The organism is Deinococcota bacterium (genome assembly GCA_030858465.1).
Lineage (GTDB): Bacteria > Deinococcota > Deinococci > Deinococcales > Trueperaceae > JALZLY01.
Genome location: JALZLY010000373.1, coordinates 1 through 5,818, shown reverse-complemented (window position 1 = coordinate 5,818; position 5,818 = coordinate 1). Strand labels below are relative to the sequence as shown.

The following is a 5,818-nucleotide window of genomic DNA, read 5'->3' as shown; positions in this document are numbered from 1 at the left end:
AATGGCCAAGAGGATTCCGCTCGAGGAGCTGGCGAGCCTGCCAAAGTTCGCCTTCGTCACGCCGTCGTACAGCCGCGACAGGGTCGCCTTTTACTGGGACAAGACCGGCCGCTTCGAACTCTATGTGATGGACCTGAACACCCGCGAGACCCGCCAACTCACCGACGGCCAGGCGCCCAAGGGCCTGCGGGCGGGCTTTTCCTGGACCCGTGACGACGCGGCCATTATTTTCGCCAAGGACAAGGACGGCGACGAGCAAAACAACCTCTACCGGCTCGAGTTGGGGACGGGTGAGCTTACCCAGCTCACCGACGACCCCAAGACACAGGAGTACGCGGGCGAGGTCCACCCCGACAACCGCCGCATCGCGGTGATGAGCAACCGCGCGGGCCAGATGAACGTCTTTACGTTGGACATGGAGACGCTCGAGTGGCGGACCCTGACTAGCTTCGCGGCACCCGCCTTTGCCGGCAAGTGGAGCAAGGACGGCGCGTGGCTGGCTTTCACTAGCAACGAGACGGACGACCTCACCAACCAGGACGGCTACCTCGTTTCTCACGATGGCGCCGAGGTCAACAAGGTCCTGAGCGTCAAGAAGGGGTCGCAAGACAGCCTGAGCGACTGGCACCCGGACGGCCGCCGTCTGGCGGTGACCTCGGACGCGAGCGGCAGCCACCGCCCCGGCATCTTGGACCTGGAGACGGGCGACGTGCGCTGGCTCGGACAGGGGGGCGTCGAGGCTTACGCGGCGGAGTTTTCCCCGGACGGCCGCTGGCTGCTCACCGTCCGCAACCAGGATGCACAGGTGACCCCCGTTCTCTATGAAGTGGAGACGGGCGCGGAGCGGGAATTGAAGCTGCCCGAGGGCTTCGTCGCCGCCGCGGACTTCGTCTTGGACGGCAAGCTCGTACTGCTCCACGCCTCGCCGACGCGCCGCGGCGAGCTCCTGCTCTACGACCTTGACAGCGACGACCTCGAGGTGCTGCTGCCCGCCGACTACGGCTCGATCGACCCGGCGCTCTTCGTCGGTGACGAGTACCTGCGTTATCCCTCCTTTGACGGCCAGGAGGTGCCGGCGATGCTCTACAAGCCGAGGGAGATTCCTGCCGGGGAGAAGTTGCCCGCGCTCGTCATCGTCCACGGCGGGCCAACCTACCAGTGGTTTCGCTCCTTCGACCCCTACGCCCAGTTCTTGAGCGACCGCGGCTTCGTCGTCTTGCTGCCCAACGTCCGCGGCTCGACGGGCTACGGTGTAGCGTGGCGCGACGCCAACTTGAAGGACTGGGGCGGAGGGGACTTGGAGGACGTGGCGGCGGGCGCAGACTACCTCAAGACGCTGCCTTACGTCGACGAGACGCGCATCGGCGTCTTCGGCGGTTCCTTTGGCGGCTTCATGGCCTTTCTGGCGGTGGTGAAAAAGCCCGACCTCTTCAAGGTGGGCGTACCCTGGATCGGCATCACCGACCTGCACACGCTCTATGAGGAGGACATGGAGCACTTCAGGTACTACTTCCGCCAGCAGATGGGCGACCCTGAAAAGGACTACGCGCTGTGGCGTGACCGCAGCGCCATCGAGCACGCCGACAAGCTGAGGGCCAAGCTGCTCATCCTCCACGGCAGCAACGACCCGCGCTGCCCGGTCACGCAGGCGCGCATCTTTCGGGACAAGATCGTCGCCTTGGGCAAGAGGGAAGGCACCGGCCCCGAGGACGACTTCGAGTACCACGAGTTTGGCGACGAAGGCCACGGCCCCTCGGGCGACATCCAGGGGACGATCCGCACCTACAGGCTGCTGGCGGACTTTTTGGAGCGGCGGCTTTAGGCGGCTCTAGCGGAGGAAAAACCCTTCGCCCACCGGATCCTCCGGCTCGACCACCCATTGGCAGAAGCCGGTGATGTGCGCCCGGCCACTCACCGCGGGGACGATGGCGGGTAGGTCGCCGACGGTCGTCTCCCTAAGGGCTTTGCCGGTGAAGCGCGTGCCGATGATGCTCTCGTTGACGAGCGTCTGGCCCAGGCTCAGCCTGCCCCTGGCGTAGAGTTGCGCCACCCTCCCGGCGGTGCCGGTGCCCGTCGGCGAGCGGTCCACCTCGCGGTCGGCGAAGACGCAGACGTTGCGCTGATCCGCCCCCTCCGAGGAGGGAGGCCCGTCGATGATGGTGCCGTAGAGGCCGCGCAGTTCGGGCTCGAGTGGGTGGACGATCTCGAGCGCCTCTTCCACCGCGTGCTTGACCTCGTCGCCGAGCCCAATCAGCGCGCGGTAACGCTCCGGTCTGACCTCGAGCCCCGCCTGGGCGCCGCTCAGATAGGCGTAGAAGGCGCCGCCGAAGGCGATGTCGACCGTCAATCTGCCGAAACTCGGCGTGCTTATCTCGAGGTCGGCCCGGTAGAGAAAGGAGGGAACGTTGACGAAGCGCACCTCGCCCACGCGTTTGCCGTCCCACTCCACGAAGGCCTCGATAAAGCCCGCGGGCGAGTCGATGCCCACACGGGTTTCGGGCGCTCTGGCCCCCACCATGCCCGTCGCCACCGCCACCGCGCTGAGCGCGATGATACCGTGGCCGCACATCGAGCTGTAGCCCTCGTTGTGCATGAAAAGGACGCCCAGGTCGGCCTCCTCCGTCACGGGTGGGGTGAGGTAGCAGCCGTACATGTCGGCGTGGCCGCGCGGCTCGAGCATGAGCGACCTGCGGACGAAGTCGAGGTTGTCCCCCACCCAGCGGCGCTTCTCGAGCATGGTCGCGCCGGGAATCAGGGGAATCCCGGCGGTGACGATGCGCAGGGGCTCGCCGGCGCTGTGCGCGTCGATGGTGGTGTAGAGGCGGCTAAAGTCCATCGTGGTTTACGCGGCTAGAACTGCCGGCTCCACTCCCTGGGCCAGCGCTCGACCACCACCTTGGTCTCGGTGTAGAACTCGACACCGTGCCGGCCTTGCGCGTGCAGATCGCCAAAAAAGCTCTCGCCCCAGCCGCTGAAGGGAAAAAAGGCCATCGGCGCGGCCACGCCCAGGTTGATGCCGATGTTGCCCGCTCTGGCCTCGTAGCGAAACTGCCGGGCGGCGTAGCCCGAACTCGTGAAGAGGCAGGCCTGGTTGCCGAACTTGCTCTCGTTGACGATGCGGATGGCGTCCTCTACGTTGCTCGCGTGCATCATGCTGAGGACCGGACCGAAGATCTCGGTGCCGGCGATCTCGCCCTGCGGATTGACCCCGTCCAGGATGGTCGGGTGGAGAAAGTGGCCGTCTTCGTAGCCCTTCACGTGCTTGCCCCTGCCGTCCACCACGGGTTTGGCGCCTTCGCTTTCGCCCTTGGCGATGAGGCCTTCGATGCGCGCCTTGCTCTCGGCGCTGATGACCGGCCCCATCTCGACACCGTCGCCAAGGCCGTAGCCCACCCGGCGGTTTTCGGCGATAGTGGCGATGTGCTCGGTGAAGCTGCCTTTGGCCTCGCCCACGGTGATCGCCACCGAGGTGGCCAGGCAGCGCTGACCCGCGCAGCCAAAGGCCGAGTCGGCTAAGATCTTGGCGGCCATGTCCATGTCGGCGTCGGGCAGGATAACGGCGGCGTTCTTGGCGCCGCCCTGGCACTGGGCGCGTTTGCCGTTGGCGCTGGCGCGGGAGTAGATGGTCTTGGCGACCGGCGTCGAGCCGACGAAGGAAATCGCGCGGATCCGCGGGTGGTCGAGCAGTGCGTCCACCGTCTCCTTGCCGCCGTTGACGAGTTGCAGGACGCCGGGCGGCACGCCCAACTGCTCGATGAGCGCAAAGAGCTTCTGGCTGGTCATCGGCACCCGCTCGCTGGGCTTCAAGATAAAGCAGTTGCCGGTGGCAAAGGCGTAGGGCATGAACCACAGCGGGATCATGGCGGGGAAGTTGAAGGGGGTGATCGCCGCCACCACGCCCAAGGGCTGGCGGAACATGTGCTCGTCGATGCCGGAGGCGATGTCCTCGTTGTTGTAGCCCTGCATCAGGCTCGGCATGCCGCAGGCGCACTCGACGTTCTCGATGCCGCGACGCAGTTCGCCGACGCTCTCGGCGTAGGTCTTGCCGCACTCGAGGGTGATGGCGCGGGCTAAGGTGTCCAGGTTTTCCTCCAAGAGCGCCTTGAACCCAAACAGGTACTGGATGCGGTCGGTGACGGGGGTGCGGCGCCAGCCCTCGAAGGCTTCACTCGCTGCCCCAACGGCCCTGTCCACTTCCTCACCGGGGGTCAGGGGAACCTTGGTGAGCAGCTGGGCGGTGGCGGGGTTGCGCACGTCCGCGTAATGGGCTGTGCTCGAGCCCTGCCACTTGCCCCCGACAAAGTTATGTAGCGTGTCTTCCACGAGACCTCCTCACGCTTGTCGCGTGCTCCAGCTATGGACGGCGGTGCCTAATGGCGAGGGTCTATACCGACGCCCTATGGAGTTTACCTGTACAGGTAGTTGGGCAGCCACAGGGCGATCTGCGGGAAGATGTAGAAGATCACCATGGTGACGATGACGAGTCCCAGAAAGGGAATGATGCCGCTGAAGATGTCGATGAGCTGGATCGACGGCGGCGCGATGCCCTTTAAGTAAAAGGCCGACATCGCCATCGGCGGGGTCAGGAACGAGGTCTGGATGTTGAGGGCGACCAGGACCCCGAACAGCAGCGGGTCGACGCCGAAGTGGGGCAGGAGCGGCAGGAAGATGGGCACGAAGATGATGATGATCTCGGTCCACTCGAGCGGCCAGCCCAGGAGAAAGATGATGAGCTGCGCCAGGAGCATGAACTGGATCGGCGACATGTTGAGCCCGGTCAGCCACTCGGCGATGAGGTGGTGGCCGCCCAGCAGCGAGAACACCGAGGAGAAAGCCCAGGAACCGACGAAGAGCCAACAGACCATGGCGGTGGTGCGCGCGGTCAGGAAGACCGCCTCCTTGAGGCGCCCGAAGGTGAGGCCGCGGTAGAGGATGGCCAAGAGCAGACCGCCAAAGGCGCCGATGCCCGCCGCCTCGTGGGGCGTCGCCAGACCGAAGAGGATGGTGCCGAGCACCGACAGGATCAAAATGGCCAGCGGGAAGAACGAGGTCAAGAGGCCGATGAAGACCTCTCGGAAGGGCACGTTCATCTGCTCTTCGGTCGGCCGTGGTGCGAGGCTGGGGTTCAGGAGCGCCCGGATGATCACGTAGATGATGTACATGCCTGCCAGGATAAAACCCGGAAAGAGGGCGGCGGCGTAGAGCCTCACCACCGAGACGCCGGCCATGGCGCCGTAGAGGATGAGCATGATGCTGGGCGGAATCAGGATGCCCAGGCAGCCGCCCGCGCAGATCACCCCGCTCGCCAGCCTCTTGTCGTAGCCGGCCTTGAGCATGGCCGGCAGGGCCAGGACGCCCATCAGGGTGACCACCGCGCCGACGATGCCCGTGGCGGTGGCGAAGAGCGCGCAAGTCACCAAGGAGGCCACCGCCAGCGAGGCGGGCAGGTTGCGGGCGGCGAGCTGCAGGCTCGAGAACAGCTTGTCCAAAACGTTGGCGCGCTCGACGATATAGCCCATGAACAAAAAGAGCGGCACCGCGATCAAGACGTCGTTGGCCATGACGCCGTAGGCGCGCTGCACCAGCAGCGAGAAGATGGCGTTGCCGATGGCGTGGTAGCCAAAGGCTACCGCCAGCGCCGTCAGGGTAAAGGCGATAGGAAAGCCCAGCAAGATAATCAGGATGAAGATGCCCAGCATCAGGATGCCGATTTGAGGGTCGGTCATTTCGTCATTCCTTCGTTGCGTTCATAGTCGGGCAGGGCCCCCTTCTCGCGCAGCTCCTTGATCAGGGCGGTGTCGATCTCCTCGACGTCGCG

4 protein-coding genes are annotated in these 5,818 nt (G+C 65.3%); 1 reads left to right on the top strand and 3 read right to left on the bottom strand.

Translation table 11 applies throughout. The annotated features are described in order from the left end of the window. Window position 1: 1 nt before the first annotated feature. Window positions 2-1,822, top strand: a complete 1,821-nt coding sequence (locus M3498_18445) for an alpha/beta fold hydrolase (protein ID MDQ3461247.1) — start codon at window positions 2-4, stop codon at window positions 1,820-1,822. Window positions 1,823-1,828: 6 nt separating this feature from the next. Here M3498_18445 and M3498_18440 read toward each other — a convergent pair whose 3' ends face one another. From M3498_18440 to M3498_18430, 3 genes are all read right to left on the bottom strand, one after another. Beyond that, window positions 1,829-2,836 carry a proline racemase family protein gene (locus M3498_18440; GenBank protein MDQ3461246.1) on the bottom strand — a complete coding sequence of 336 codons (1,008 nt, stop codon included), beginning with the start codon at window positions 2,834-2,836 and terminating at the stop codon, window positions 1,829-1,831. Between the two features lie 14 nt (window positions 2,837-2,850). Next, window positions 2,851-4,323, bottom strand: coding sequence for a CoA-acylating methylmalonate-semialdehyde dehydrogenase (locus M3498_18435; GenBank protein ID MDQ3461245.1), 1,473 nt, complete (start codon window positions 4,321-4,323; stop codon window positions 2,851-2,853). An 83-nt stretch (window positions 4,324-4,406) separates the two neighbouring features. After that, window positions 4,407-5,726, bottom strand: coding sequence for a TRAP transporter large permease subunit (locus M3498_18430; protein ID MDQ3461244.1), 1,320 nt, complete (start codon window positions 5,724-5,726; stop codon window positions 4,407-4,409). Between the last annotated feature and the right edge of the window lie 92 nt (window positions 5,727-5,818).

Bases quoted from the DNA above. Each gene is read 5' to 3' on its own strand.
- M3498_18445 (MDQ3461247.1), top strand. From the start codon at position 2: ATGGCCAAGAGGATTCCGCTCGAGGAGCTGGCGAGCCTGCCAAAGTTC.
- M3498_18440 (MDQ3461246.1), bottom strand. From the start codon at position 2,836: ATGGACTTTAGCCGCCTCTACACCACCATCGACGCGCACAGCGCCGGC.
- M3498_18430 (MDQ3461244.1), bottom strand. From the start codon at position 5,726: ATGACCGACCCTCAAATCGGCATCCTGATGCTGGGCATCTTCATCCTG.